Here is a 25,811-nt window from a genome sequence, read left to right as displayed (position 1 = left end):
GTACGGACGCCAGTTCGTATGGAGCCATCCTTGAAATACCACCCTGTAATTATTGAGGTTCTAACTTAGGCCCGTAATCCGGGCTGAGGACAGTGTATGGTGGGTAGTTTGACTGGGGCGGTCTCCTCCCAAAGAGTAACGGAGGAGCACAAAGGTACCCTCGGTACGGTCGGACATCGTACCATGAGTGTAAAGGCAAAAGGGTGCTTGACTGCGAGACCGACAGGTCGAGCAGGAACGAAAGTTGGTCTTAGTGATCCGGTGGTTCTGAATGGAAGGGCCATCGCTCAACGGATAAAAGGTACTCCGGGGATAACAGGCTGATACCGCCCAAGAGTTCATATCGACGGCGGTGTTTGGCACCTCGATGTCGGCTCATCACATCCTGGGGCTGAAGCAGGTCCCAAGGGTATGGCTGTTCGCCATTTAAAGTGGTACGCGAGCTGGGTTTAGAACGTCGTGAGACAGTTCGGTCCCTATCTGCCGTGGGCGTAGGAAAATTGAGAGGAGCTGCTCCTAGTACGAGAGGACCGGAGTGGACGAACCTCTGGTGTACCGGTTGTCACGCCAGTGGCATTGCCGGGTAGCTAAGTTCGGACGGGATAACCGCTGAAAGCATCTAAGCGGGAAGCCTCCCTCAAGATGAGTTTTCCCATGAAGCCCGTTGAAGACTACGACGTTGATAGGCGAGGTGTGGAAGCGCAGTAATGCGTGAAGCTGACTCGTACTAATTGGCTGATTGTCTTGACCATATAACCTGAGAGACTTCAGGTAACTCTGAAACGTGTATCTCAATCTTTGCCACTGCCGTGTGTACGGCAGAAGAGTTTTCCTGGCGACCATAGCGGTCCGGCCCCACCTGATCCCATCCCGAACTCAGAAGTGAAACGGTCCAGCGCCGATGATAGTGTGAGGTCTCCTCATGTGAAAGTAGGTCATCGCCAGGGTTTTATACGAAAGAAGCACCCCATGTGGGTGCTTTTTTTTTTGCCCTTTAATTTTCCATCAAATAAAACATTGTATTTAATGGCTTTTCGGTAGGCTGGGTTGAGTACCGCGAAGTCCGGCATCGGGTATCCCCAAAGGCCGGATGTTTTTTTCGCGCATCCTTCCCGCGCTTATCAGCGCAGGCTACGGCATTTTATAAATAAAACAATGACTTATCGGTAGGCTGGGTTGAGCGTAGCGAAGCCCGGCATCGGGTATCCCCAAAGGCCGGACGTCTTTTTCGCGCATCCTGTCCCGCGCTTATCAGCACAGGCTACTGTAAAAAATTTAAATAACACATTGTATTTAATGGTTTTCGCTGCAACTTTCTTAAACTAATCACTCAGGGCGGTTACCATATTAGAGCATTCTCATCGTGAGATTGCGGTCGTAGCAACTTTGGACAAAATGACGGCTGCCTGTAACTCATATTCATCGAGAGTGACCTCTCCAGGCTCTTTACTAAACAAACCATGACGTGGGGTTTTGCGTGCCTTTTCCTGTCTTTCCTCGAGGTGTTTTTCACCATCTGCTCGAGAGCGTTTAGTTCTTCTGGAGGATGCCATTTCGGCTGACATTACGTGATCTTGCTGCAACAGGGCAGCTTTTGAAGTTAGCCATTCTATGCTTCTATCGGTTCTTTTTATACCAATATTAGCTGCTGTTTGCGAAAGTGCGGCTCTTACTTCCAGGGATGCCTTTGAACCTAAAACGATATTTTCTATCCATTCGGGAAGCGCATGTATAACGGCAGTTGTAACACCAGAGGTTAACCTGATGCATTTAATGCTTTGAGGCAGTGCACGCAGCATATCCGCCTGTGCGTCAGGAAAAATTTCAACCATCACTACCGTTTCAGGCAGCATTCTGACCGTGTCAGCTGGTGTGCCAGACATTATTTCAACGACTTTCACGTTCGGAGGCAGAGCCCGTACCGTGTCAGCCTCTACGCCGGGATAAATCCTGACTCCAATAACGTTTTCGGGCAGTGCTCTTACTGCATCAGTACTTACACCCTTAAAAATACAGGCTTTAATTATACTTTTGGGGAGTGCACTTACAAGGTCAGCTTTTACACCAGGAAAAACGCCAGCCACTTTTACCGTTTTAGGTATTGCGCTTACCGTATCAGCTTCTGCGTCTGGATGAATGCCAACCATTTCTAATGTTTCAGGAAGCGCTCTTATCGTATCAACGGATACGTTAGGCCCAATTTCAGCGGCTTGTACGCTCTGTGGCAGTGCACGCACTACTTCAGCGCGCGCGCCATTTGTAAGATAGGCCCTTAAAATATAAGGTGGCAGTGCACGAACCTTGTCAATTGTTATGTCAGAGTCAATACGTGCATAGCGGGTGACAGACTTATCGGGCATTTACGGTTTCCTCAAAAACAAAGATATCACTTGAGCACAAAGTATAAATTTTATTTATTAAGTGGGTATTAAGGCGAAAACCTGATACAGGTGGCGGCTGTGTACCCGGATAATTTTTTAGAGACACGTACGAAGGTGCATCTATCCGGCGTTGAAGCGAAGACGAAGATTTCGGTAACGCAAACGGGCACGCAGACGTTCACGTGATCGTCGCGCGAGCGCGGTTGTTTGATTTTTTTGGGCAGTGCGCTTGCCGCTTTGCATAGAGTTTACAACTTCACTATCTCCAGGACGCGTTGTCAGTTGGTCGTTGCTGTTCATTCAAATGCGCGCGTGAGCGCGTACCTTCACGTGAACGTCTGCGTGCCCGTCTGCGTTACCGATAGTGCCGGCACACCTATAAAAGCGATGAAAATGTCCGGTACTCAGCTAAGTTATATGCATTATCTGTTCACCTCACAAAGCCCCGAAGTCTAGCCCCGGCTCTGAGAGCTACTTCCGGGGCTCTGACAGCTTATATCCGTGTAGCCGTCACCGTTATCCGATGACGCCTGCCTGCCTGAGGATGCCGCACTATTGGTTGTGGCAAAGAAACCTTCGCGCGCGGCAGAGGGAGAGTCGACTGGGGCAGGTGACCTGAGCAGGTTTGAAAAATCGGTCAACATCCAAAGACTGCTCACGTGTGTAGTGATGCCGGCCCGTGGCAGTACCAGCCAGTCCTGCAGGAAAGCCGAGCAGGCAGGCGTCCACTCTTCGGCGTATTTTTTTTGCAGGCTGTCAATGAAGGCGCGCCCTTTTTCTTCGCTGATATTGAGGCTTTCCATGGCTTCGAGCTGGTCGCCCGTCAGCGGCTCGAGGTTTGCTATGGCCTCCTCTGCATCAAGAAGATGTGCACGTTTATCGGCCGTGAGCTGTTGTAAGAAGTGACTGCGGGCAAAATCACGCAGCTCAGCTTCCAGGATGTCGTTGCCAAAGGGATGCATGAAGGGGTGCCCAATCACGGATTGAAAGAGGCGGCGGTTGACGCCGGAGTAGCAGCTCGGCATGTCGCCTTCTTTGACATTATCATACTCCTCACGCGCCTCGGTGCCGTCAGCGCGCTGTACAGGGCGCGTGCGGTCCCAGTTGTGAGCGCGTCCAATGAGGGCAAGCTCGCGAATAAAATGCTCGATTCGTCCCTCAAGGGTGTGCCCGTCTGTGGCCGGTGTGTTCTCGTCACTGGCCGCGAGCCAGAGGAGTCCAATCAGGGTGTGGTAATTTTCGAAGGTGGAGTAGCCCGTATGTAAAGCGGGGTTGCCTTCGACATAGGCCGCATTTTCCGCCATCCAGGGGTTTGGGCGGAGGAGCCAGCGCAGGGCCGTGTGCGCCGGGTGTGCATGATACGCCTTCAGCGCCGCTTCCCGCGCATCCTGTTCAAGCGGCATCTCGAGAAATTCGTTCCAAGTCAGGGGGAGGTGGATGGTGGTGTCGTTGACGGTGATGCAGGCCGGATGGTCAAGGCAGCGTTCACGCAGGCGCTCACGCAGAATTTCAAGGAGGTTCTCAGCTCCCGTGAATTGCAGGACCTCTCCATAGTGAGCATGGATACGCCGGATGCGCTTTTGCTCGGCTTTGGTCAGAACGCGCATGGATGACTCGCGGTCCTCGGCAAGGGCGCGCAGGTCCAATCCTCCCTGCATCTCATGGACATAGAACTGGTTTTCTTCAGCGAGGATGCGCACTGGTGCGAGTGTCAGCAGGATGGCAGCGGCTGCCTCGTTTTCAGTGGCGAGCGCGAGGCGCAGCAACTCATTAGTCTCGTTCGGCGTGACAGCTCGATGTGCAAGGACCGCAACGCCCGGGATGCGCATCAGAAAGCGCAAATGATCAAGGGCTTCTTCGGTGTTTTCCCGTATCAAATGGCGTGCCACGTAAAAGGCAAGTCGCGCATCAGTCGCGTTAAGGGTAAAGACGCCGTTGGGGTTACTTGCGGTAAAAGCCTCTGACGCTTCCTGCCACTCCTGCAGACGGGCTTCAGCAAACGGGCGCACATGATGGCCGTATTCGCGCATGTGCATTTCAGCCCAGGCAAAAACGAGGGGTTTACGATGGAGGTGCTCGAGGACGAGCTGGCGACTGCATGCTGCGGCTAAGAAATACGCGGCATGGCTGTTAGCCCGTAGCGCCTCCTCTATCTGCGCCTCATTCATCCGGCTCTCTAAGTACTCGAGGATGTGCAGGTGGCCGTATTCGGCGGCCTCGCGATAGGAAACATAGTTGTTAGCCTGCAGTGCTTCCAGCTGTTGCTCAGGTGTCATCAGGCTCTCAAGATGTACCAGAATATTACGTTGGCCGTTTGCTGCGGCTTCGCGATAGGAGAAATAGTTACCAGCTTGCAGCGCCTCCAGCTGTTGCTCCTTACTGATCTGGCTCTCAAAGTGCTGCAGAATATTCAGATGACCGCACGCTGCTGCGGCAGTATACGCGGTATAGTTCAATGCCTTTATCGCCTCCAGCTGCTGCTCCTTACTCATTCGGCTCTCAAGATGCTTGAGAATATTCAGCTGGCCTCTTGATGCTGTGGCGGCATACCCTTCATAGTCCAAGGTCTTTATCGCTTCCAGCTGTTGTTCTGCGCTCATCAGGCTTTCAAAGTGTTTAAGGATCTCCAGGTGGCCCATTAATGCGACAATCCAGTAGAGATGATAGTCTTCTGCCTGAATCGCCTGAATTTTTGGTTCGAGCGCCATTGCCTGCCCGAGCGCATGAAGAAGGTCGATGTGCCCGACACAGGCACCTGCAATGAAAATGCTCAGGTCATCACACCCCATGGCCCGGGATGCAGCGAGAACGGCTTCCACCTCATGCTCTATATGACCATACATCATGCAGAGCAAGGATTTTAAGGGACTCTCGCCGGGATGAAGGGGTAGCGATGCTGTTTCCAGAGTGCCATCTATTCTTTGTAATTCGGCATCGAGCGCCTTACGCTTAAAATATCGACTGTACCATACCGTCTCCGGGATATGCCTCGCCAGGGGGTGGGAAAGATGCTCAACCTGTGTGTGAAGTTTTGGCATACGCGGTACTCTTTGACGGTTTAAGGCGATAATGTTTGCAATAATAACAATAATATTAAATTTAAACAAAAATCGTTGCACAGTGTGGTAATTAATTAATTTAATTGTATTTTATTAAATTATTGGAGATTTCGCCTGTATGTCTGTCAGGTATAAAGCGCGGCAGTTGGTTCACCGAAATGCCCCACAAAACGCCACAGCTTTTCCTGTCCATATCGAATGCCAATGCGCGCTGTTGCCTTTATGTCGTGAGGTGTTACGCCTTGCGTCAGATAAAAATGCGGGCTGTCGATAAGGCTTGTACCATTTTCAGTGAGCGTTATGCCGAGGTGTCGACAGAGCTTTCCCGGGCCATCCAGAAGTTTTTCAGAGGTTCTGATACCTCGAATCAAAACAGCAGCGGGCTGTCCTTCTTCTTCACAGACAATGTTAAGGCAAAAATGTAATCCGTATATCATGTACACATAAACATACCCCGGAGGGCCAAACATAATGGCATTTCTCGGTGTTCGACCCCGGGCAGCATGCGAGGCCGGGTCGTCACTGCCGCGATAGGCTTCTGTTTCGAGAATAATGCCTTGTGTCTCTCGATATATCAGTCGCTTACCCAGCAGGTTTTGCGCTGCATCTATTGCAGACTGTTCATAAAAGGATTTTTCAAGTCGCATGATGACCTCGGTGCTTATAGGGTAATTTTACCGCATTTTTGAAACATTATCTTTCCAAATGGTATTGCATTAAACAATCGCGGCTGCGATACTGCTTCAGTGTCAACCATATTACATTCAGGGAGCGAATCAATGGCTACACAATTTCTGGTAATGGTATTAGGCTGGTACCTTGTGGTAGTGAGCGTGTTTTTAGTCATGCGTCAGGAAGAGCTGCGTGCTGTCATGCATGAAGTTATCAGCAATCGTGGTCTCTTTTTTGTGCTGGCCTTCATTACCTTGATTCTTGGGCTTATGATGGTTGTCAGCCACAACATATGGATGATGGGCTGGCCGGTACTTGTCACTCTTTTCTCGTGGCTGGTACTGCTGACTGGACTTTTTCGCCTGTTTTATCCTTCCATGGCCATGAGTGTGGCAAAATCATTTCTGGATAACCCGGTTCGCATGCGCATGACCGGAGTGCTTCTCTTTGTACTCGGACTTTTTTTCCTGATGAAAGCCTACTATCCTGCAGGATATTAAGGTGTTACTGCTGCCTGCGGAATAACTGGGGTTTGAAGTCCAACGGTACAAAAACGTACGCTAAGACCAATCCTCCACTTCCGATACCTTTTTTACATTACATTATCAGGTAGGGCAGCAGATACAATGACGGCAATATCTGATTTGCTACTCTTTGATCATTTTTTAATTTTTCAATCCTAATTGCTTTGCTAAGGCTCTTTCTTGCCGCGCACCAATATTAATCCAATAAATGCAAAAACATCAAATATCACCAATAATGGCAAAGCTAACCAAGAGGCGTCTGTGTCACCGTGAACGAAATTCAGAATCAAAAAGTTGGCTATCAAATTGATGAATAGAATAAGCAAAAATCCGGAAAATACTGGGCTCAGACCAAGCCATTTAAAGAATGTGCCAATTAGTGCACCCAGTAAAAGGCTCAATAACGCAGCGCCGATAATAATGTCCATCACTTCTCTCCTCAATAATGAGCACTGGGACTTGGGCGTGTTTTCAAAATGCTATTTTTCCCAATGTTGGAGTCCAATTGGGCGTGTGGAATAACCACAAAAAGTGCTAATTCTAATTTAATCGAACGAATTTATTTAGGGGATCCAGACGCAAACCGCCGAAATTTCTGATCATGTACATTAAATCATTAACAAGAATCAAAATTAACAATATTTCTCATAACTGGCTCCAATAAATTTTTGCGTAACTGATTAAATATAAGTAGCAATGTTAGAAAACAAATCATAAAACATCCGTTCGGAAATTTCGGCGGTTTCGGCCTGGAACTCCTTATGCGAACCATATCACGAAATTTTTTGCAACAAAGCCTTTGAAACTCCTATACTCTATTCCCTGAACTGCTGACCGCCGGAAGCCGGCCATCCTGCAATTTGCTCGAGGTCGGCGGGTCATCACACAATGGCGTAAAGAATGATGGCTTGCTCTGGGGGGGCAACATTTTGCGAATCATCTTACCCGTTGTCTGCGCTTGCCCGTGGTCAATACTCAGCTTTAAAGGGCTTGAATTGTCAACACCCACCTGAGTCAGGATGTCATTGATTTGACGGAAGCAAGGCAATTCTTGTATGGCGCGGAGAAAGAGCGGGACAGACGCGTCATTGTGGACGATGGACAACATCAACGGGTTGTACCCCGCGGGATGGGTAGTTGCACTGAGAAGGCGACGGCACTCGCCTGGAATTTTATTTTGCATTGCTTCCAGCAGTATCCGGGCTTTTAGAGGATAATGCATGGCCGCGAGGTGCAGGAGATTCCAGCCATCCGACCCCGATATGGCCAGCAGATCGCTTTGGCTCTCGCCGGCATCGAGGACGAAATCCACGATATGTCTTGCAGATTGCCTGTTTGTTGAGGCCTGTGCACAGGCACACCACAGGAGGTGAGCCTGGGTTGTGATGGGCCAGTTCTTCGCGGTGTCCAACAGCAGTTTGAGAAGGTCAGGATACACTTTCGTGATGCTTTCGAGGAGAGACAGAGTATGAGACGATTTCAATCTACGGGTCAATATTTCGCTGCACTGTGACAGATGCGGCGATCTCACCAGCATCCTCATGAAGGATGTGCTCCAGGCTTCGCGTGCTTCACGTGTATGCCCAAATTCCAAGTTCAGATACAGATTTGCTACTTTTGAAACGAGAGGACCGAGCAGGCTGACTTTATCGACCTCGGGCCATGCAAGCACCGTGTGAAGGTAGTGTTGCAGCATGGGTTGTTTTTTGCTGTCGTTCCGCAGTATTGTCCAGCCAATCTGAGCGGTTATTGGGGCTTGCAAAACGCGGTAGCGAGTCTCATCCTGCAGTTCGCTGGCATAGCAGAGCACGTTGCCCAGAAGCGGCAATGACTCTGTTCTTTCCAGAACGCAGGACAGAAGGGTGTATTTCCCGCGGTCTTCATCATGGTTTGCAAGGAGCCATGGGGATTTATCGACATCGGGCGGCAGGGCTTGAAGGTAAGTCACCAGGGCGCTCAGGGCACGCTCATTTTTGGCTGAGCGAATCAGAATTCCGTATGCAGTGCCTTTGAATTCCTGAATTAACAGAGGAATGGACTCCATCGGGAAATCGACAATTAACCGGTAGAGTTTGTCCGGATGCTCTTTCATGCTCAAAAGTATTGCGTGTCGGTCGTCAGGCATCGTGATGAATTCAAGCGCATCGAGGAATGCCCGCGTGTTGTCACGGGGATGGCCTGTCAACATGCCGCCAATCCCTTTTTGATAGTAGTGATAAATGTTTACGCTCGGGAACAGGTCGGGATGTGCACCGACCAGGATGCTGGATACGAAGCGTTGCAAGCCCAGGAAGATATCGTGGAAGAGGTCATCCGGTGGCGCCATCTGCCTGATTTCCCGCAGGCGGTTGATCACATACGCCAGATCGACAGGTTGGGTTTCGAGGAGAACTCCGGAGGTTTCTGCAACTTCAGGAGTTGTTTCGACAACACCGCGTGCAATCTCGGCGAGGAGCAGGGCGACTTCTTCTTTGTGTGCGTTTGCGCCTGGGTGGCCTATCCCGCCGGCATAGCGACACAGAAGTCTGAAAATCAGGGAAACCAGGGTATAGCGATGCAGATGTTCGGAAATCAGGGAAAGCAGGGTCTGGGAAAGTGGGGGCGTCATGAAAAATCTTTATAATAAACCAAAAGGCGAGCAATATTAGCACCGCAAGGACGGGTTGGAAACACTTTGTCTCAAAAAATTTCGTAATCGGGGTTCTAGCCGCTAACAACAGAATATCTTATTGAGCATCATAGTTTATTTAATTCCCTGCAATGCAATATTATTTTATATGATCAACGAAATTGTGGCAGATCCAAAAAAACCAAAAAAGTAGTTTTGCAGCAAGATAATATAAATGATTTGCAACAAATAATCCTATACCTTTCTGACTATTTGAATCGCCGTTTCAACAGTGAAGTGCAACAGTGGAACCAGAGTTTATTCCCGCAAAAAAGACCTCGTTAGGTGTTCTGTATTTTAGCACTTTTCTTGGACGGATATTCAAGCGCTCTTGAATATCCTGAATCTGTTCATCAGTCACCATTCGAAGATTGGTGGATTTTGGTAAATATTGTCGTATCAAGCCGTTGGTATGCTCGTTTAACCCTCGCTCCCAAGAGTGGTAGGGCGTAGCGAAATAACACGCTGCCTGCTCTCCAGAGAAATTGACACGTCTATTATGCCCTCGCTGAGAAAGGTGGAAATAGTTTGCTTGAAGATAAAGATGGAATTAGCGCGTCGGATTACAGGAGTCGAACTGGAATGACTATATTTAGCACTAAAGAGCAACAGCGTATTCGGGAAGATTTGTTTGGTGATCAAGCGCATGAAGCGGAAAATTTTATTGATATGATGGCTGGCTTTTCACCAGGATGTAGTTAGCAATAAAAATGCCTCCGTTGCAAAAATAGGCTCTGCTACACGTAAGATTTAATCAGCGAGATTTTTCAATAAACAGTGATTTTTTGAACTGGTGTAGAGACCTCTTTCAGATTACAATCCTTCATGGCGTATTTCCTTTTGTTGATTATGTTCCGCAAGAACGATCAACAGGGTACGCCACCTAATTTATTTTTCCCATACACCAGATTCGAGCATAATTCGTTGGCATTTTATATACGTGAAGTTAAGAAGTTAAATTGACAGTCATCCAGATGACAAGGGAGATCATTATGCCAAAAAGATTGGACATGGAAGACGTTGATATTTACAAGCGTCCTGCAACAAAAGTGATAGAGGGGGAGACGCAGGTTTCGATCGGTGATTTACATAGCAATGCTATCAAGTTGCTTTTTGTTTTGCAAAGACATGGCATTGTCGATATATCAGCGGAAAATTATTACAACCTTGTTGCTATTTATACGAAACCTTGCTGCTATCTGACGCAAGATGATATGGCTCGCTTTAAAAAGATTATTGACCAAATACCTGTCATAAACCGCAATATGCTGGTCAGGCTTATTGGTGATGAAACCGCTGATCGCGGACAAAATGATTACTTTACATTAAAAATTTTGGAAAAGCTGCATCAGGAAAAGGTTCCTGTGACGATTTTGTTATCCAATCATGGTGTGGAGTTTGTTGAAGCGTATGAGCGTTATATAGAACAGAACAAGAAATTTAAAAGCACGATGCTTAATCACTTTGCCATGTCACTAATCATGATGCAATCACTGATAGAGCGTGGGCTGATTGATGGTGATGAGGTTATAGAGCTTGCCAATGCGCGTTACAAACCAATGCTTAAAGCACTTGATTATTCACTCAGCGCCGATGGCAGCGAAATTACTTTGTTTAGCCATGCCGGGATAGATCTGTTAATCGTGCAATGTTTGGCTGAAAAGCTGGGTACAGTTTATAATGACGCAACTGCCGCAGACCTTGCAGCAAGCATTGATGCAATCAATGCTGTATTTTCCATACATGTACAGAATAATTCTGTACACACATTGTATGATCGTTCATCTATTTCCCAAGGGGGCCATGGAGGTAGTCCGATCGATAAAACGGAACATCCTTTAGAGTTCATAATGTGGAACCGTTTCTACGAGAAAACACTGGCCAGAGAGGAAACACTGCGACCTTACCGGATCAATTATGTACATGGCCATGACAGAGGCGATTTATCCCGTAACAATATTTATAATCTGGATAATATATTGGGCAAAATGTCCTGGGTGAACACGGGTACGTATACCGCATTGGTTTCTGATGATCCGCAATCAGCAGTCGCATTGGATGCGGTAATCTCTGACGATACGACAACAGCAACCTCTTCCTCACTAATTACATCAGACTCTCAGCCTAATCCGGGTCCGGTGATTCTGTTACAGGAAGGAGGAGCAGGTGCTCGGGAACCGGGTATGTATTCTTTTTCCCTGCTGAAAGGAATCCGGAAAAGTTCACCAGCTCCCCGGTCTTTAAGTGGATCTGAACATTCTGATAGTTTGCCAGCTTCGTCGCAGTCTGAGGATATTGGGCTACGTCTCTGATAAAAAAACGGCTCGACTGGCATAAAAACGCTATGCCAGTTGATGGTACCACCTAACGAATGAGCGAACCGGCATGTTTACAACCGGCATTCGCCAACGTGGTAACATCACGGTTTGGCTATCAGAGGATGCAATATCACAGTGGTATGAGGTTGACAGGGTTTATGATGGCAGCGGTACGCCAAGGCTTTACACGGATTTTGCCATCATCACGTGCCATGAGATCCGGTTGGTTTACAAACTACCGCTGCGGCAGTGTCAGGGCTTTATTGACTCCCTGTTTAGATTAATGAAGATCCCGTTATCATGTCCTGATTTCAGTGTGCTGAGCAAGCGACTTGGCGAATTGGATATCACCGTTCCACGGTATAAAAAAACGGATAAGCCGGATGATGGCATTCATGCCATAGCGATTGATTCTACTGGACTAAAACGATTTGGACGTGGTGAGTGGCACCAGGAGAAGTATGAGCTATCGAGCAAAGCAAGCTGGCGCAAGCTTCATCTGGCTATTAACCAGGACCATTACATTGAAGCCTGCGCATTGACGGACAGATTTAGCCACGATGACCAGCAAGTCGAGGGATTGTTGGAACAGATTACTGATTCAATTGTCCATTTTTCTGCCGATGGTGCGTGTGATGAAACACCTGTTTATGATGCGGTAACGGCGCATTCACCCGATGCTGATGTAGTTATACCACCACGCGCCAACGCAGTTGAGAACGATAAAGCCGCGTCTCTGCGCAACCGTAATATTATTGAAATAGACACCATGGGGCGAATGCAGTGGAAGAAAACAAGGCAGTATAGCCGGCGAAATTATTCCGAACTGGGTGTGCAACGATACCAGCGAACATTTGGAGATGCGATGCACGCACGTGATTTTGTCCGTCAACAGCAAGAGGCCATGTTAGCCAGTGGCGCTCTCAATAAAGTGACCTCATTGGGAATGCCGCAAAGCTGTAGATCTGCCTGAATTTTGTGAAAGAAGACACTGCGTGGGGTTAAGAAACAAAGCCTATCTAAATCACTTACAAAATCTGATAATTGCTTGTCAGGATTATTTACAGACCCCTGCAAGAGATTTATAGCTTGAACCCTCTTTATCCCATAAAGCTTCGTATGCACTAATTTCATTAAATTTTGAAATTGGATTAAGAGACTTAAAACTGCTCTTTATGTCAATGTCTACGGTTAATGTCATACTATTTTCTTGATTATGTTATAAAAATTTAAGTTCATCATATTCAGCAATCTTATTGGAATCCAATCTTTAATCCGCACGTATTCGAAGATTATATCTGTTAGAGCTTCTAACAACAATTAATCTCCTAACACCCAAGATAGCCAGTAAAGATTACCACCAAGGCTATCTATAAATCCATAAATGGGAATTATGCTGCTTTAACCTCTACTCGCATGTGAATACCATCGTGCTCAAGAGAATCTTGAAAAGCCAAAGCGATGAAATGTTCGGGGGAGTAACCAAGTATTTCAGCAAATTGCTTTGCTTTTTTTGCACTAACAATTTTTCTATCATGTTCTAAATCACATAAATACTGTTTGGAAATACCCAAACGATGAGCAAAATCGATTTGACTCTCTTCTTCTCCCTGACGAATAGCACGAATTGCCTTTCCTAAAGACATGCGCCCCAATGATTTCTCTAAATATTTTCTTGCATCAGTACTCATGTTTATTTACCTCCACTATAGAAATAATTACAATTTCCTTTAGGGTCTGTTGACAATTGGTGACACGGCTGCAAACCACGTCAATTTGTCCAAATTTAACGGGTCTTTCCCAATTACGGGGGCACTCACCATTAACAACAGAGCACCCTAACACGAGTTCTGTAATTTTCAAAGTTACGAAAGCCATAAGCTCTTCTTTGTATTAACTTCATCTTTCTATGAAACCCTTCTGTAATGCCATTTGACTTTCTAAACCGCCACATGCGTACTATCTCTTCTTTCCATTGACAAAATGTTTTACCAAGCACTGCCAATGCTTTAAATGGACTATTTTTCAGTTCATCCAGCATATTTAAAAACTGAGGGATCATTTTCTTACACCAATCTTTATTCATGGATTTGTGTAAGAGTAACGCATGAATTTGTTGCTGGAACTGATATATAGCGTTTATAGCGGGATTGTCTTGAAGGAATGCATCCCGCTTAAGTCGCCGTTGAGGAGTCAATCTATCAGGTCGTGTACGCAGTAAAGCCAATATACCCCGATTACTTTTTATTTGGCTCGATAGTTCGCGATAGGTCATCATACATTGATGTTGAAGCAAGCGAATAACATGAAATCGGTCAGCCACAATTTTTGCATTGGGAAAATGTTTTTTTACAATAGAGCGGTAAGTACTACTTAAATCCATACAAACCACCTTGACGCGTTCTTTTCCGGTAAGGGAGGCCAGATAACTGGCAAGATCAGATTCACTTCGGCCTTTCACAATATCAAACACCTTATGTTTTTTCAGGTCACACAGCGTTGTGGCAAATCCCTGTTTTCGGCTAAAGAAGTGCTCATCAATACCCAGTACAGTTGGACATGGTGTATTCATCAACTCTTTAGCCTGCTCCTGATATTGTCGATGATACCAACGCTCAATCGTAGCTTTCCCTTTATTAAATTGCTGAGCAAGGTCTTTTTGGGAAATTCCTCGCGTGTGGTTATGAAATACCGCTGCCTGTAAACGCCAGGTTGAACGCTGATGCTTATTGATGCCAGGAAACTGCTGATTTCCGTAGCGCTGGCATGTATTGCAATACAGTTTATAGGCCTTAAATCGCAAAAGGCTGCGGCGATGACCAATTAATTCATGAGCTACGGTTCGTATATAAGATGCCTTTTTACGCACTGCTTTGCTATTGCAATGGGCACAGCGAGGTAATCGTTGATACGAAATATCCAATATCAGTGGTTGATAACCACTCACTTTTTGTATGGTAAATCCAGGTAAATTTAAGATAAGATTATGCTTGGGCACTTTAATCTCCAATTTGATCGCGAAATCAATTAGTTAGTCTAGACTAACTTGATTAAAGTGCCCCCTTATTTGGGGTAGAGCCAATTTAACCTTGAGTTCGTTAAATAGAGCCGGCTATTCGCCTCACTCAAGATAAAATTTGGCCTAAATTAACGTGATTTTCGCTTCGCACCACCAAATGTCAACAGACCCTAGTTCATTTTCAATATAGATAGCTCGATAAGCTTTATTTAGCCTGATTGAGCGCTGTCCTTTGCGATCTCCCTTTAAGGGCTCATCATGAAACCCAGGAATCTCTCTTATTTTGTTTATACCCAACTTCTCTACTGCATCAACCCATAACAAAAGCTTTTCCCTTATATAGGTTGGCATTTTAGTTAAATCTTTTTGAGCACCCTTGGTTAACTCAATTTGACAAGGCTTTATCAATATAGCTTACCTATATTTTTCTTTATATAAATAGTACTCCAATTTGGTGTACTTGTCAAGCATGACGTAAAAAATGGAGCAAATGCACCGGCCAATTATCAGTATAATTTATTACCAACAAAAAAGAGTTCCTATAATATGCAATATAAGACCTCTTCAATGTTTATAAGGCTTTCTGCCGATTACAGTGATGAAGCGTGCAGGGCGTTTGTTGAGCGCCTGGTCGATGACAAGCGCGTCAATGTTCGCATTATCAATAAAGCTCTCTGGACTATGGCAGCGCTTATTGCTGATACCTGGCGCGTTGGACGCATCTTTCTCGCGGGTGATGCGGCACACCGTCTGCCTCCCACTGGCGGGCTTGGGATGAATACCGGCATACAGGATGCACATAATCTCGCATGGAAGCTCGCCATGGTGTTGAAAAACGAGGCGGAAAGTACGCTGCTTGATACCTATATGACGGAACGCCTGCCGGTTTGTCGCACCAACATCGCCTGGAGTACACGAAATTCACAGCGCATGACAACCATCTTTGAAGCGCTTTTTGCAAAAGATTATAAAACCATGGCGCATGCGCTCGATGAGCAGCAGGAACATTTGAATCAGCTCGCGCTCGATATAGGCTTCTGTTACACCGAAGGCTGCGTATTGCCGGAGCCAGGACTGCACGCTCCGAGTGAGGGCGATAATTATCGTCCATCGACTGTTCCCGGCGTGCGCGCCCCACACTGTTGGCTTACACGCGCGCATGAGACCTGCTCCACACTCGATCTCTTCGAAAAAACATTCGTACTTCTTTGCACGGATGCAGCGCAAGAGTGGCCAAAAGCCGCTGCAGCCCTTGAGGGAGCACCGATTGTCTGTTATCGGATTGGTAAAAATGGCGAATTGCAGGATAAAGATGGTAACTGGCAGTCACTCTACCAGATTGGCGAGCGTGGTGCCGTCCTTGTGCGTCCTGATGGCCACGTGGCCTGGCGCAGTGTGGACGGTGTTACTGATGCAAAACAAACACTCAAAGCCGTTTGGAAGGCTCTTTCAGGGCGGGCCGACGGAGGGCGGGCTGCTCGTGCCTGAAGCGTCAGTGGGTGCTGGCGTGAAAAGTCCCGGGGACGCCGATGGCTTAGGTGGGGGCTCTTCAAACACGCGAAAGCTATCTGATGCATACAAGAACCGACTAATACTGCGAGCCAGTTGCAGGCCTGGATGATGGCCGATGGTTTCTGCATAGAGCATGGCCGGTGTTTTATTCAATCCTGGACAACCTGATTTCAGCAGCAGTGCTGCGTAAAGATGGTTAATGTGAGCAAAAGCCCGCATGATGGTATCCTGTTGCTGAAAAGCGAAAGTAGATTGAAAAAGGGGGTGGGCGTGCGGTGCGGCAGTCAGGTGCAGATTGGCAAAAAGATACAGAGAAAGCACGCGCATGTGCTTGAAGCTCTCAGGGCTTGCCCCAATCACGGAGGGCAGCAGCAGCTTGAGGGGTAAAAAGGAGCTGTTCATCTGTTGAATACAAAAATGCAGATTCCAGGCGTTGTATAAATCCCGCCAGGCGCGATGCACAAAAAACTGATGCACTTTTTTGGGGCTGTCCTGAAGGCGCATAGAAGGCAGCAGGGAGTAATGACCCTCCCTGGTGACACCAACTCTTTCAGGGAGCAGGCGATTACACACGGTATATTGGCTTTCATAGCCGTGATGCTCCATGCAGGCAATCAGCCCAAGACCCGCGGCGCCATTGTCGGCAATGGACGAAGCCGGTTTTTTGTGCTTTGCCTCAGTCAGCACGGCTTCGAGAATATTGAGCCCAAAGCCCGCAATCGTGCCACTGATGCGTTCTGATACATTCGCAAGTTCGACACAGGCAGCATTGATGGAAGACAGGCCGTATTCTCTAATAAATTGTGCCCTGTCGGTTTCGGTTTCGGGGGCACTGCCGGTTTTTGCGTGAAACAGGAGGTTGAGCAGCGATGGTTCAACGGAAATCAGTTTCAGGCGCTCAAAAATTCCCGTAGAAGCCGGAACGCCGAATAAAAAAGTCATCCATGGGTTTCCCGGGTATCGGGTATGCCGTTTATCAATAAAATGTTGGTAAACCTCTTGAAGCGCGGTGTCACTGTTTGCCATGCTGATGGTCAAGCCTTCCATCAGAAACAGTACATGAGCCTGCTGGCTCAGCATTTGCCGATTGCGAAGCCATTCTTCTTCCGAAATCCAGGTATTGCGTGCAATGTCGGCTGTCAGCTGGCACAAAGGCTCATTCTTAAGTATAAACCGCTGGAGATTCTCAATAAGCGGCCGTAAATCCTGAGGCGTTGAAGTTGTCTGTTCCAGCCACGTGCGCAGTCCCGGTTCGGTGACTCTCAGCGTATTGAGCCTCAAGGCTGACAGGATGTTCTGAATAAGCGTTGGATTGGTGTGGGTGTCAAGCTCACGGCAACGCTCAGAAAGCCAGTCGGTGGCAAGGGCCCGGTTTACCTGTGACACGTATCCAGATTGTTCCTCTGATTCTGTCAGGGGCGCTTCATTTATGGAATGCCCATCCTGGTGTTTGTTTATCCATCTACTGCTCATACACGGACACTCCCGTTACCATATGCGATAAAAAGTGCATTAAGTGTGACGGTATGTTCAATTATAGTCCATATTGGATGAGGCAGGGAGGGGCAGGGCTTAACTATGACGTTTGATTAAAATTTTGCTCTTTAGTATTATACGCATTCACCATACCTTAAGAGGTTTTTATGAATTTCTCTAAAATTTTCAGCACTTCCCTACTTGCTGTCGCGTCTGCCCTCGCTTTACCCCATAAGGCCTTTGCGGAAACGGGCGTTATTCATCAGGTTGGAGACCGCGCAGAAGGTGGCATTGTTTTTTACGTCAATCGGCTGGGAACGCATGGGCTTGTGGCGGCTGCCAGCGACCAGCGTACGGATATTACGCTGTCTAAAGCCGATTATTCTACCGGGTTGTTTTGCTCCAATCCTGAACTTTTTGATGAGAACGCCGAATTATATCTCGATTGGCGCCTTCCAACGCGTAATGAATTGAAACGGTTATATAACGCCCGCTATCTGGTTGGAAATTTTGTAGAGAAAAAATCTGTTGCCTATGTGAGCGGGAATATGAACATGGACAGCGGTATTTGGGTTAAACGTTTCGAGGACGGAAGAGAGCAATATAAGAGTCCTCATTATCTGCCCAAAGAGATAAAAACCTTTAATATCCGCTGCATCCGCAGTTTTTAGTGCGCAATAGCTGCAATGAGCCTCAATCGAGGCTCATTGTGATGGTCTTCAGGCCATTGCCCGTTGCTTGCCGCGCATCGCCATGGCAAGAAACACCGTGGTCCAGCCGCTTATCATCATCTCAATGCTGATAAGCATGCCGATGACCCACAGTGCACTTGAAGGCCAGTGGGCGAGAATCAGCACCCCAAGCGCGAAGTCAGCGATACCTGCGAGCAGTATCCAGCCCCAGCCAGATTCACCGTGCAGTGAAAAAGCCATGATGACACGGGCAATCCCCATGATGATGAGGGTCCAGGCGAGAAGTGCCGTGATAATGGCAGACGCCATGATGGGGTCGTAAATCACGAGTCCACCGGCGATGAGATAGAGCAGGCCAATCAGCACATGCCACAGAACGCCTTTCCAGCACTTGCTCTGGAATGCGTCAATCAACTGCGCGACACCGCCGGCCATCATCAGGGCGCCGATAACAATCATGCTGGCCATGGTCACACCGACCATCATGCCAAGCCCAACGAGGCCCATAAAAATAAACAGCACGCCAAGCGCCATCAACCAGCCCCAGTTGCGCTGCATGTCACGATTTATTTCTTTTGAAAGCGTTTCCATGTTTTGCATGATTCTTCCCTGTCATGATGAATGGATAGCCCGTGGTTACGGGGGTATCTTCATCATGGCAAAAGCCACGGAGTTTGTCACGTTTCAGTCTTAGGAATTTAGCTTTCGAAAAACGAGCAATGCCCAGTCTTCCTGAGTATTCGAGGTTTCAAGAGCGAAGGTGTCTCTGTACTCGGCAACCAGCGTGTCTGTCTGCTCTTGCAGAATACCCGAAACCACCAGCCGGCCATCCGGCTTTAGCAGTTCGCAAAATCGCGTTTTGAGACTCTGCAGAGGGCTCAGCAGAATGTTCGCAAGAAGAATGTCAGCCGGTGTTGACAGGTCTTCGGGGAACGATACCAGCAGACGGTCATCATGAAGACCATTGCCAGCGGCATTGTCTTTGGTGGCAGTCAGTGCCTGGGGGTCAATATCAACGGCAAATACGTGTGCCGCGTCAAGCTTCAGAGCGGCCAGTGCGAGAATGCCTGAACCACAACCGTAGTCGATAACCGTTTTGCCGGATACGCTTGCACCATCAAGCCATGTGAGGCAAAGTGCGGTGGTCGGGTGGCTGCCCGTACCAAAGGCAAGGCCCGGGTCAAGCATCAGATTAACCGCATCTGCTTCAGGTACCGGCGCCCATGAAGGACAAATCCAGAGCCGTTTTCCAAAACGCATGGGTTTGAAAGTGTCCATCCACACCCGCTCCCAGGCTTTGTCTTCAAGCGTGTCAAGTGTACTGTCGAGATCGGGAAAATGCACTTTAAGGCCAAGACTTGCGCGCAGCGCATCTTCTTCGGTGGTAAACAGTGCCTGCATGTCGACTTCCGGCCAGAGCGGGGTGGCGCCTGGCGCGGGCTCAAGAACCGGTGCATCTTTGGCGTCAAGCAGGCTTACTGAAACGGCACCAAGTGTCTCAAGCACGTCACTGATGGCACTGACGCGCTCACTGGAAATTCCCGGAATGTACAACTGAAACCACACGGCATTAATCCTTCAGCATTTTTTCAAGATAGTGAATATTGGTACCGCCCTTGATAAACGCCTGATCGCGCATAATGCGCTGATGCAGCTCGATATTCGTGCGAATACCGTCAATGATGATTTCATCAAGTGCGTTTCTCATCCGAGCCATGGCTTCTTCACGTGTTGCGCCATAACTGATGAGCTTGCCAATCATTGAGTCATAGTTAGGCGGTACCGTGTAGCTGCTGTAAACATGGGAGTCAAAACGAATGCCCGGGCCCCCCGGCTGGTGCAGCAGGCGTATGGTGCCCGGAGAGGGCATAAACGTTTTAGCATCCTCGGCGTTAATACGGCATTCCACCGCATGCCCCTCAAGGCGGACATCGTCCTGCGTGATGGAGAGCGGCAGGTCGCTTGCAATGCGGATTTGTTCCTTGACCAAATCAACCCCGGTAATCAATTCTGTAACGGGGTGCTCTACCTGAATACGGGTGTTCATTTCAATAAAATAGAAACAGCCGTTTTCAAAGAGGAATTCAAAGGTACCTGCACCGCGGTACTTCAGTTCACGACAGGCATTGACAACACGCGCACCAATGGCGGCACGCTGTTCTGAGGTAATGCCAGGCGCCGGTGCCTCTTCCACAACTTTCTGGTGACGACGCTGCATGGAGCAGTCGCGCTCGCCAAGGTGTATGGCGTTGCCCTGTCCATCGCCAAGCACCTGGAACTCGATGTGGCGCGGATTTTCAAGGAACTTTTCCATGTAGACCACGTCGTTGTTGAAGGCGGCTTTGGCTTCGCTGCGTGTGAGCGCAATCGCATTTAAGAGGTGCGACTCTGAGTGCACGACGCGCATGCCGCGCCCGCCGCCGCCACCTGCGGCCTTGATAATGACCGGATAGCCAATGGAGCGTCCAAGTTCAAGATTTCGAGCATCATTATCGGTAAGCGGACCGTCAGAGCCAGGCACACAGGGGACGCCGGCGGCTTTCATGGCGGCAATCGCTGAAACCTTGTCACCCATCAGGCGAATGGTGTCGCCGCGCGGGCCTATAAAACGAAAACCGCTTTGCTCAACGATATCCGCAAAATCGGCATTTTCCGCAAGGAAACCGTAGCCAGGATGAATGGCAACTGCATCGGTAATTTCGGCGGCAGAGATAATGGCCGGGATATTCAGATAACTCTTTTGCGCAGGCGCCGGGCCAATGCACACGGTTTCGTCGGCAAGGCGCACGTGCAGCAGGTCTTTGTCCACATCGGAGTGCACGGCAACCGTTTGAATGCCAAGTTCTTTGCAGGCACGCAAAATCCGCAGTGCAATTTCACCGCGGTTGGCGATAACAATCTTGCTGAGCATGAAGCCTCTCCGTCATTCTTCGATAATAAAAAGGGGTTGATCATACTCGACAGGCTGTCCATTGCTGATGAGAATCTCCGCAATACGTCCGGCACGGTCGGCTTCAATTTCGTTGAACATTTTCATGGCTTCAACGATGCAAAGCGTGTCTCCGACCTTGACACTCTGGCCAATGGTGACGAAAGGAGGAGCATCTGGAGAAGGAGAGGTATACATCGTGCCGACCATGGGCGAGCGCACTTTGTGCCCCCGTGCGCTGGATGCGGCCGGTTTAACGTCTTCAACGTGTGCTGCGACAGGCGCTGGCGCAGGAGCTACTGTGATGACCCGCGGCGCTTCAGTCGCTACAGGTGCATGCATGCCTTCCTGTCGGAAACACAGCCGAACGGACTCTTCACCCTCGCGGATTTCAATTTCAGCCACGCGGGTATTTTCCATAAGCTCAATGAGCTTTTTAATTTTACGCATATCCATCGGTCAGGACTCTCTCTTCTGAAAATGGGTCATAATCGCATCAAGAGCAAGCGTATACCCCAAAGGCCCAAGCCCTGAAATTACGCCTGCTGCAATGTCGGAGAAAAAGGAATGGTGACGAAACGCCTCACGGGCGTGAATGTTACTGAGGTGCACTTCGATAAAAGGCAGATTTACGGCGAGCAGGGCATCCCTGAGCGCCACGCTGGTATGGGTAAGTGCCGCGGGATTGATAATACAGTATGCAACACCGTTGTCTTTCGCGGCATGAATGGCGTCAATCAGCACAGCCTCGCTGTTGCTTTGAAGACACTCGAGTGACAGGCCGGAGGCTTTGGCGCGCGACTTGAGACCCGCATCAATTTCAGCGAGCGTTACGCTGCCATAGAGCTGCGGTTCGCGGCTTCCCAGCAGATTAAGGTTGGGACCATGAAGGACCAGAATTTTTTTCATCACCGGGAATCAAAGTATGTTCTTCGGCGATTCTGCCTGAAGTCAGCAAAAATGTCCATATCCTGCAAACATTCCTGCAGGATGTCTGCACGTTGTCGACAAGTTGAGTAATTCCCCCCGTGGTTTGAAAAACGGTAAAAATATGGTACGTTGAAGTGCGTGTTTACACGTGACAGTCCAATCCAGGGATATGATTTTGTGCACGGCGTACCCGCGCGCAATCGGACAAGACGTTTCTGCTGCCAAGGGATAACGGATGCCTCCTGGATGAGGGCGCAATTATTCAGTTATGAAAGGAGTTCATTAGATGCATCCCAACGTTTATTTTTCACCCCTTGCAGCGTGTCTTGCGCTCGGGCTTTCTACCCCCGCAAAAGCCGCCGACCCAATGCCTCTGCAGACGGCAACGTTTGCTGCGGTTTCCAGCGCTTTTGACATCGCATCCAGCCAGCAGGTCAACGGTGCGCGCAGCGTGCAGCCCGACAGCCTTAAAGTACAGTCTGTCCGTGTTGACGCCAAAAAAATGCGCCATATCCGCCTTGAGCAGACCTATGCCGGTTTCCGTGTGCATGGCGGCTATGCCATCGTTCACGCTCCCGTCTCCCTGAAATCCCTGAAGGCCAATGCCGATGTGGACATGGACGGTACTGTTTATCAGGGATTGAGTGCTGAGCTTGGTCAGCCTGCGGCGGACTTTGTTAAAAACGCCGGCAGCGCACTTGAGGGCTTTAAAGCGGGCTTTAAAGGTAAAACTTTGAGTCAGGCGCGTGTCAGCCCCATTGTTTATATTGATGATGCCAATAAAGCGCACTGGGCGTATGAAGTCAGTGTGCTCGTGACCCATCACGACCGTATTCCCGAGCGTGCGCGCGCGATTCTTGATGCCGCAACACAAAAGCCGCTTCTGCAGTGGGATGACATCAAAACGGCTGCGGCAGCAGCTGAAGGCATTGGCTCTGGCGGCAACACCAAAACCGGTGAAGTCCGTTACGGGGTCGATTTGCCGGCATTATCCATCACCCGTGATGCCGAAAGTGGCCAGTGCTACATGGAAAACACCGATGTTAAACTCGTAGACATGCACAGCCAGTGGCTGACAGGCGGTACCGCCATGCAGTTCATCTGCAAGCATAGCTCTGAAGAAGGTTCCAACACCTACTGGACGGGTTATGAAGGGGATGGTTATGACAGCGTTAATGGTGCCTTCTCGCCAAGCAACGATGGTCTGTATGCCGGTAACGTTATCAAAAACATCTACAAAGAATGGTTCGACCTCGAAGCATTGACGACGGATGACGGCCAGGGCAATCAGGTCCCCATGCAGCTTGTCATGCGCGTACACTATGGCGATGGCTATGAAAACGCGTTCTGGGACGGTGAGCAGATGACGTTTGGTGACGGTCAGAGCATGATGTATCCGCTGGTGTCTCTGGGTGTTGCAGCGCACGAAGTCAGCCACGGTTTTACCGAGCAGAATTCCGGTCTGATGTACTACGGCCAGTCTGGCGGTATGAACGAATCATTCTCCGACATGGCAGCCATGGCCGCTGAGTACTACTCCGTTGGTGCAAGTACCTGGCAGATTGGCGCTGAAATCATGAAAGAAGACAGTGGCTATGAAGCACTGCGTTTTATGGATTACCCAAGCCGTGACGGCATGTCCATTGATTCCGCGGATGATTACTATGCAGGACTCGATGTTCACTATTCCAGCGGGGTCTATAACCGTATGTTCTACCTGCTCTCCAACACGGAAGGCTGGAACACCCGCAAGACCTTTGAAGTGATGGTCAAGGCCAATATGGACTACTGGACACCCTATACCCGTTTCAGCGATGGTGGTTGTGGTGTACTGAAGGCCGCTCGTGACCTTGGTTATTCGCTGGATGATGTGCGCGATGCCATGGCTGAGGTGGCGGTCAAGCCTGTTCGCTGCCGTCTTTAATTCGTATGGTTATCTGCAACGGCCACGTTTGTGGCCGTTTTTTTATATGTTTCTGTAAAAGTCCAGCAGCTTTTTCCCAATAATGTCAGGACTTTCCATGTGCAGATGATGCCCGCCTGGCAGGTATTCCACCTTAAGGTTTGGGACAGCCTGCATGCGTGTTTTCATGATATCGGCAGGATAGTCAAAGCCATTTTCCGCCATAAAGAGAATGCCTGGTACTTTGATGCATGACAGGCAATTGAGCACCTGTGCCTCCGTCATACGCAGCGGCGAGTGCGTGAGCAGCCGCCGGTCATGCCGCCAGTACCAGTGTCCATTTTCTTCCCGTACACCACGTTCACAGAGGATGGTTGCCAGTTCAAGTGGCAGGTATCCGCTTTTTGCGCGGGCGCGGGCGGCCATCTCGAGGCTCGGATAGGGTCTTGCGGGTTTTGAGGCGGTTTCAAGCCACTGGCCCGCGTAGTGCGATAACTGTGCCTGACACGTTTCCACGGGTGCTGACAACGGGCCAAGGCCCTCAATCAGAGCAATGGAGGCAATGGATTCTGGTGCTACTGCGGCAATAAGGCTTGCCAGACAGGCCCCCATGGAGTGTCCGAGGAGATGGACTTTTTGCGGCATTCCGAGCGCCTCAATCATCTGAAGCACGGCAAAGATGCCATCGATAAAATGGTAATGACACCCCGGAGGCAGGTGTGAGGAATGTCCGTGTCCCGGCAGGTCAATGGCCATCAGATGCGTGCTGTCTGACAGTTGTGGTGCCAGCAAATCGAAAGAATTGGCATTGTCAAGCCAGCCGTGGAGTGCCAGAATGGGTAAACCATCGGGATTGCCATGGGCTTTGCCGGCGATGGAAAACCCGGGTATCTTCAGCGTGAAAGTGTGCATGTCGCACTCCGGTTACAGAGGTCAAAATTGCTTGCTCATAAACAAAGTGTATCGTTGATTACCTACAATATCCATAAAGGATTTGGGCCGGGGCGACTGCGTTTTTTATTGCCCGAGATGCGAGAAGCACTGGCCGCACTGAATCCTGATGTGGTGTTTTTGCAGGAAGTGCAGGGTGCACACTTACGGCGGGAAGCGCGCGTGAGCGGCTGGCCCGATGCGCCACAGTTTGCCTATCTTGCTGAAAACCTCTGGCCCCATTTCGCCTATGGCCGTAATGCCTCCTATCGCTCCGGACATCACGGTAACGCGATTTTAAGCAAGTTTCCGATGTCGACCCCGAGTAACCTTGTACTGTCAACGGTGCGTCGCGCGTCACGGGGCGTACTGCATTGTGTGCTGGAAACAGATTTCGCGCGCGTGCACCTCCTGTGCGTGCACCTTGGGGTATTTCGTGCCGAGCGCGAGCGCCAAACCGATATTTTGCAACAGGCAATGGATACGCTGGTGCCGGCAGGGGAGCCGCTGTTGATGGCAGGTGATTTCAACGACTGGCGCAATACGCTTTCCAGTGAATTTTTTGAAAGTCACGGCTTACGTGAGGCGTTTCAGGAAGTGCATGGCGCTCATGCGCGCTCTTTTCCGGCGGTAAGGCCCGCTTTACAGGTAGACAGGATTTATTACCGGGGTGTCAGCGTGTCGGACGTGCATTGTCTGGCCGGTAAACCCTGGAGCCGTTTATCCGATCACGTTCCGCTCTTTGCCCGCTTCACGCTGGCGACAACGGCACCCGTTGCGGGAACCGTTGTCCCATGA

At 49.1% G+C, this 25,811-nt stretch carries 21 protein-coding genes, 2 rRNA genes and 2 pseudogenes (1 of these 25 cut by a window edge); 9 read left to right on the top strand and 16 right to left on the bottom strand.

The genetic code is table 11. The features are described from left to right. Both E4T54_RS03990 and rrf read left to right on the top strand, forming a co-directional pair. A 23S ribosomal RNA gene (locus E4T54_RS03990) occupies positions 1-752 on the top strand (it extends 2,137 nt beyond the left edge of the window). 79 nt (positions 753-831) lie between these two features. After that, positions 832-947: ribosomal RNA gene (rrf, locus tag E4T54_RS03985) — 5S ribosomal RNA — on the top strand. 411 nt (positions 948-1,358) lie between these two features. Here the strand turns inward: rrf and E4T54_RS03980 are convergent. The 3 genes from E4T54_RS03980 to E4T54_RS03970 all read right to left on the bottom strand — a co-directional run bounded on the left by E4T54_RS03980 (position 1,359) and on the right by E4T54_RS03970 (position 6,087). After that, the gene (locus E4T54_RS03980) at positions 1,359-2,360 is read right to left on the bottom strand and encodes a hypothetical protein (protein ID WP_028386911.1); all 1,002 of its coding nucleotides are present in this window, start codon (positions 2,358-2,360) and stop codon (positions 1,359-1,361) included. 473 nt (positions 2,361-2,833) lie between these two features. Continuing rightward, a complete protein-coding gene (locus tag E4T54_RS03975) occupies positions 2,834-5,419 on the bottom strand; it encodes a hypothetical protein (RefSeq protein WP_135100391.1) in 2,586 nt (861 codons plus the stop codon). Positions 5,420-5,565: 146 nt separating this feature from the next. Next, positions 5,566-6,087, bottom strand: a complete 522-nt coding sequence (locus E4T54_RS03970) for a DNA-3-methyladenine glycosylase (protein WP_051550975.1) — start codon at positions 6,085-6,087, stop codon at positions 5,566-5,568. 132 nt (positions 6,088-6,219) lie between these two features. Here E4T54_RS03970 and E4T54_RS03965 point away from each other — a divergent pair, with 132 nt between their 5' ends. Further along, positions 6,220-6,612: a hypothetical protein gene (locus E4T54_RS03965; RefSeq protein ID WP_028386891.1), complete on the top strand. Its 393-nt coding sequence runs from the start codon at positions 6,220-6,222 to the stop codon at positions 6,610-6,612. Between the two features lie 191 nt (positions 6,613-6,803). Here the strand turns inward: E4T54_RS03965 and E4T54_RS03960 are convergent, their stop codons facing one another. From E4T54_RS03960 to E4T54_RS03945, 3 genes and pseudogenes are all read right to left on the bottom strand, one after another. Further along, positions 6,804-7,064, bottom strand: coding sequence for a hypothetical protein (locus E4T54_RS03960; protein ID WP_028386892.1), 261 nt, complete (start codon positions 7,062-7,064; stop codon positions 6,804-6,806). Between the two features lie 380 nt (positions 7,065-7,444). Next, positions 7,445-9,244: a hypothetical protein gene (locus E4T54_RS03955; protein ID WP_028386893.1), complete on the bottom strand. Its 1,800-nt coding sequence runs from the start codon at positions 9,242-9,244 to the stop codon at positions 7,445-7,447. A gap of 286 nt (positions 9,245-9,530) precedes the next feature. After that, positions 9,531-9,764, bottom strand: a pseudogene (locus E4T54_RS03945) (IS30 family transposase); the annotation flags it as partial. Between the two features lie 532 nt (positions 9,765-10,296). Here E4T54_RS03945 and wip point away from each other — a divergent pair. Beyond that, a complete protein-coding gene (gene wip, locus E4T54_RS03940) occupies positions 10,297-11,616 on the top strand; it encodes a Dot/Icm T4SS effector Wip (protein ID WP_051550976.1) in 1,320 nt (439 codons plus the stop codon). A gap of 76 nt (positions 11,617-11,692) precedes the next feature. Further along, positions 11,693-12,595, top strand: a pseudogene (locus tag E4T54_RS03935) (IS5 family transposase); the annotation flags it as partial. A 418-nt stretch (positions 12,596-13,013) separates the two neighbouring features. Here the strand turns inward: E4T54_RS03935 and E4T54_RS03930 are convergent. From E4T54_RS03930 to E4T54_RS03920, 3 genes are all read right to left on the bottom strand, one after another. Next, positions 13,014-13,313 carry a helix-turn-helix domain-containing protein gene (locus E4T54_RS03930; protein ID WP_028386894.1) on the bottom strand — a complete coding sequence of 100 codons (300 nt, stop codon included), beginning with the start codon at positions 13,311-13,313 and terminating at the stop codon, positions 13,014-13,016. 131 nt (positions 13,314-13,444) lie between these two features. Continuing rightward, the gene (locus E4T54_RS03925; RefSeq protein ID WP_115152802.1) at positions 13,445-14,620 is read right to left on the bottom strand and encodes an ISL3 family transposase; all 1,176 of its coding nucleotides are present in this window, start codon (positions 14,618-14,620) and stop codon (positions 13,445-13,447) included. A 144-nt stretch (positions 14,621-14,764) separates the two neighbouring features. Further along, positions 14,765-14,992, bottom strand: a complete 228-nt coding sequence (locus E4T54_RS03920; protein WP_051550968.1) for a hypothetical protein — start codon at positions 14,990-14,992, stop codon at positions 14,765-14,767. A 195-nt stretch (positions 14,993-15,187) separates the two neighbouring features. Here E4T54_RS03920 and E4T54_RS03915 point away from each other — a divergent pair, with 195 nt between their 5' ends. Beyond that, entirely contained in the window at positions 15,188-16,129 is a 942-nt protein-coding gene (locus tag E4T54_RS03915) for an FAD-dependent monooxygenase (RefSeq protein WP_081776780.1), read from the top strand. On the opposite strand, the gene E4T54_RS03910 is transcribed toward E4T54_RS03915, so the two are convergent. Beyond that, positions 16,091-17,626: a hypothetical protein gene (locus E4T54_RS03910; RefSeq protein WP_028386839.1), complete on the bottom strand. Its 1,536-nt coding sequence runs from the start codon at positions 17,624-17,626 to the stop codon at positions 16,091-16,093. The two genes, E4T54_RS03915 and E4T54_RS03910, sit on opposite strands and share 39 nt — an antisense overlap. A gap of 170 nt (positions 17,627-17,796) precedes the next feature. On the opposite strand from E4T54_RS03910, the gene E4T54_RS03905 reads away from it, so the two are divergent. Continuing rightward, the gene (locus E4T54_RS03905) at positions 17,797-18,300 is read left to right on the top strand and encodes a hypothetical protein (protein ID WP_028386840.1); all 504 of its coding nucleotides are present in this window, start codon (positions 17,797-17,799) and stop codon (positions 18,298-18,300) included. Between the two features lie 48 nt (positions 18,301-18,348). Here the strand turns inward: E4T54_RS03905 and E4T54_RS03900 are convergent, their stop codons facing one another. The 5 genes from E4T54_RS03900 to aroQ all read right to left on the bottom strand — a co-directional run bounded on the left by E4T54_RS03900 (position 18,349) and on the right by aroQ (position 22,159). Beyond that, on the bottom strand, positions 18,349-18,921 hold the full coding sequence (locus E4T54_RS03900; protein WP_028386841.1) for an HdeD family acid-resistance protein: 573 nt from the start codon (positions 18,919-18,921) through the stop codon (positions 18,349-18,351). A 90-nt stretch (positions 18,922-19,011) separates the two neighbouring features. After that, positions 19,012-19,887, bottom strand: a complete 876-nt coding sequence (gene prmA, locus E4T54_RS03895) for a 50S ribosomal protein L11 methyltransferase (RefSeq protein ID WP_028386842.1) — start codon at positions 19,885-19,887, stop codon at positions 19,012-19,014. Positions 19,888-19,891: 4 nt separating this feature from the next. Continuing rightward, complete coding sequence (accC, locus tag E4T54_RS03890; protein ID WP_028386843.1) at positions 19,892-21,232, bottom strand: acetyl-CoA carboxylase biotin carboxylase subunit; 1,341 nt, start codon at positions 21,230-21,232, stop codon at positions 19,892-19,894. A gap of 12 nt (positions 21,233-21,244) precedes the next feature. Further along, complete coding sequence (gene accB / locus E4T54_RS03885; RefSeq protein ID WP_028386844.1) at positions 21,245-21,706, bottom strand: acetyl-CoA carboxylase biotin carboxyl carrier protein; 462 nt, start codon at positions 21,704-21,706, stop codon at positions 21,245-21,247. Positions 21,707-21,709: 3 nt separating this feature from the next. Beyond that, entirely contained in the window at positions 21,710-22,159 is a 450-nt protein-coding gene (gene aroQ, locus E4T54_RS03880; RefSeq protein ID WP_028386845.1) for a type II 3-dehydroquinate dehydratase, read from the bottom strand. Positions 22,160-22,466: 307 nt separating this feature from the next. Here aroQ and proA point away from each other — a divergent pair, with 307 nt between their 5' ends. Beyond that, positions 22,467-24,104, top strand: coding sequence for a zinc metalloprotease ProA (gene proA / locus E4T54_RS03875; RefSeq protein ID WP_028386846.1), 1,638 nt, complete (start codon positions 22,467-22,469; stop codon positions 24,102-24,104). A 42-nt stretch (positions 24,105-24,146) separates the two neighbouring features. Here the strand turns inward: proA and E4T54_RS03870 are convergent, their stop codons facing one another. Continuing rightward, the gene (locus tag E4T54_RS03870) at positions 24,147-24,995 is read right to left on the bottom strand and encodes an alpha/beta fold hydrolase (RefSeq protein ID WP_028386847.1); all 849 of its coding nucleotides are present in this window, start codon (positions 24,993-24,995) and stop codon (positions 24,147-24,149) included. A gap of 54 nt (positions 24,996-25,049) precedes the next feature. Here E4T54_RS03870 and E4T54_RS03865 point away from each other — a divergent pair, with 54 nt between their 5' ends. Continuing rightward, on the top strand, positions 25,050-25,811 hold the full coding sequence (locus E4T54_RS03865; protein WP_242604350.1) for an endonuclease/exonuclease/phosphatase family protein: 762 nt from the start codon (positions 25,050-25,052) through the stop codon (positions 25,809-25,811).

Origin of the sequence: Legionella geestiana (assembly GCF_004571195.1) — a bacterium.
GTDB classification, from domain to species: Bacteria; Pseudomonadota; Gammaproteobacteria; order Legionellales; family Legionellaceae; genus Legionella_B; species Legionella_B geestiana.
Note: the sequence above shows the minus strand (reverse complement) of the source record. Positions and strands in the feature narration are given on the sequence as shown.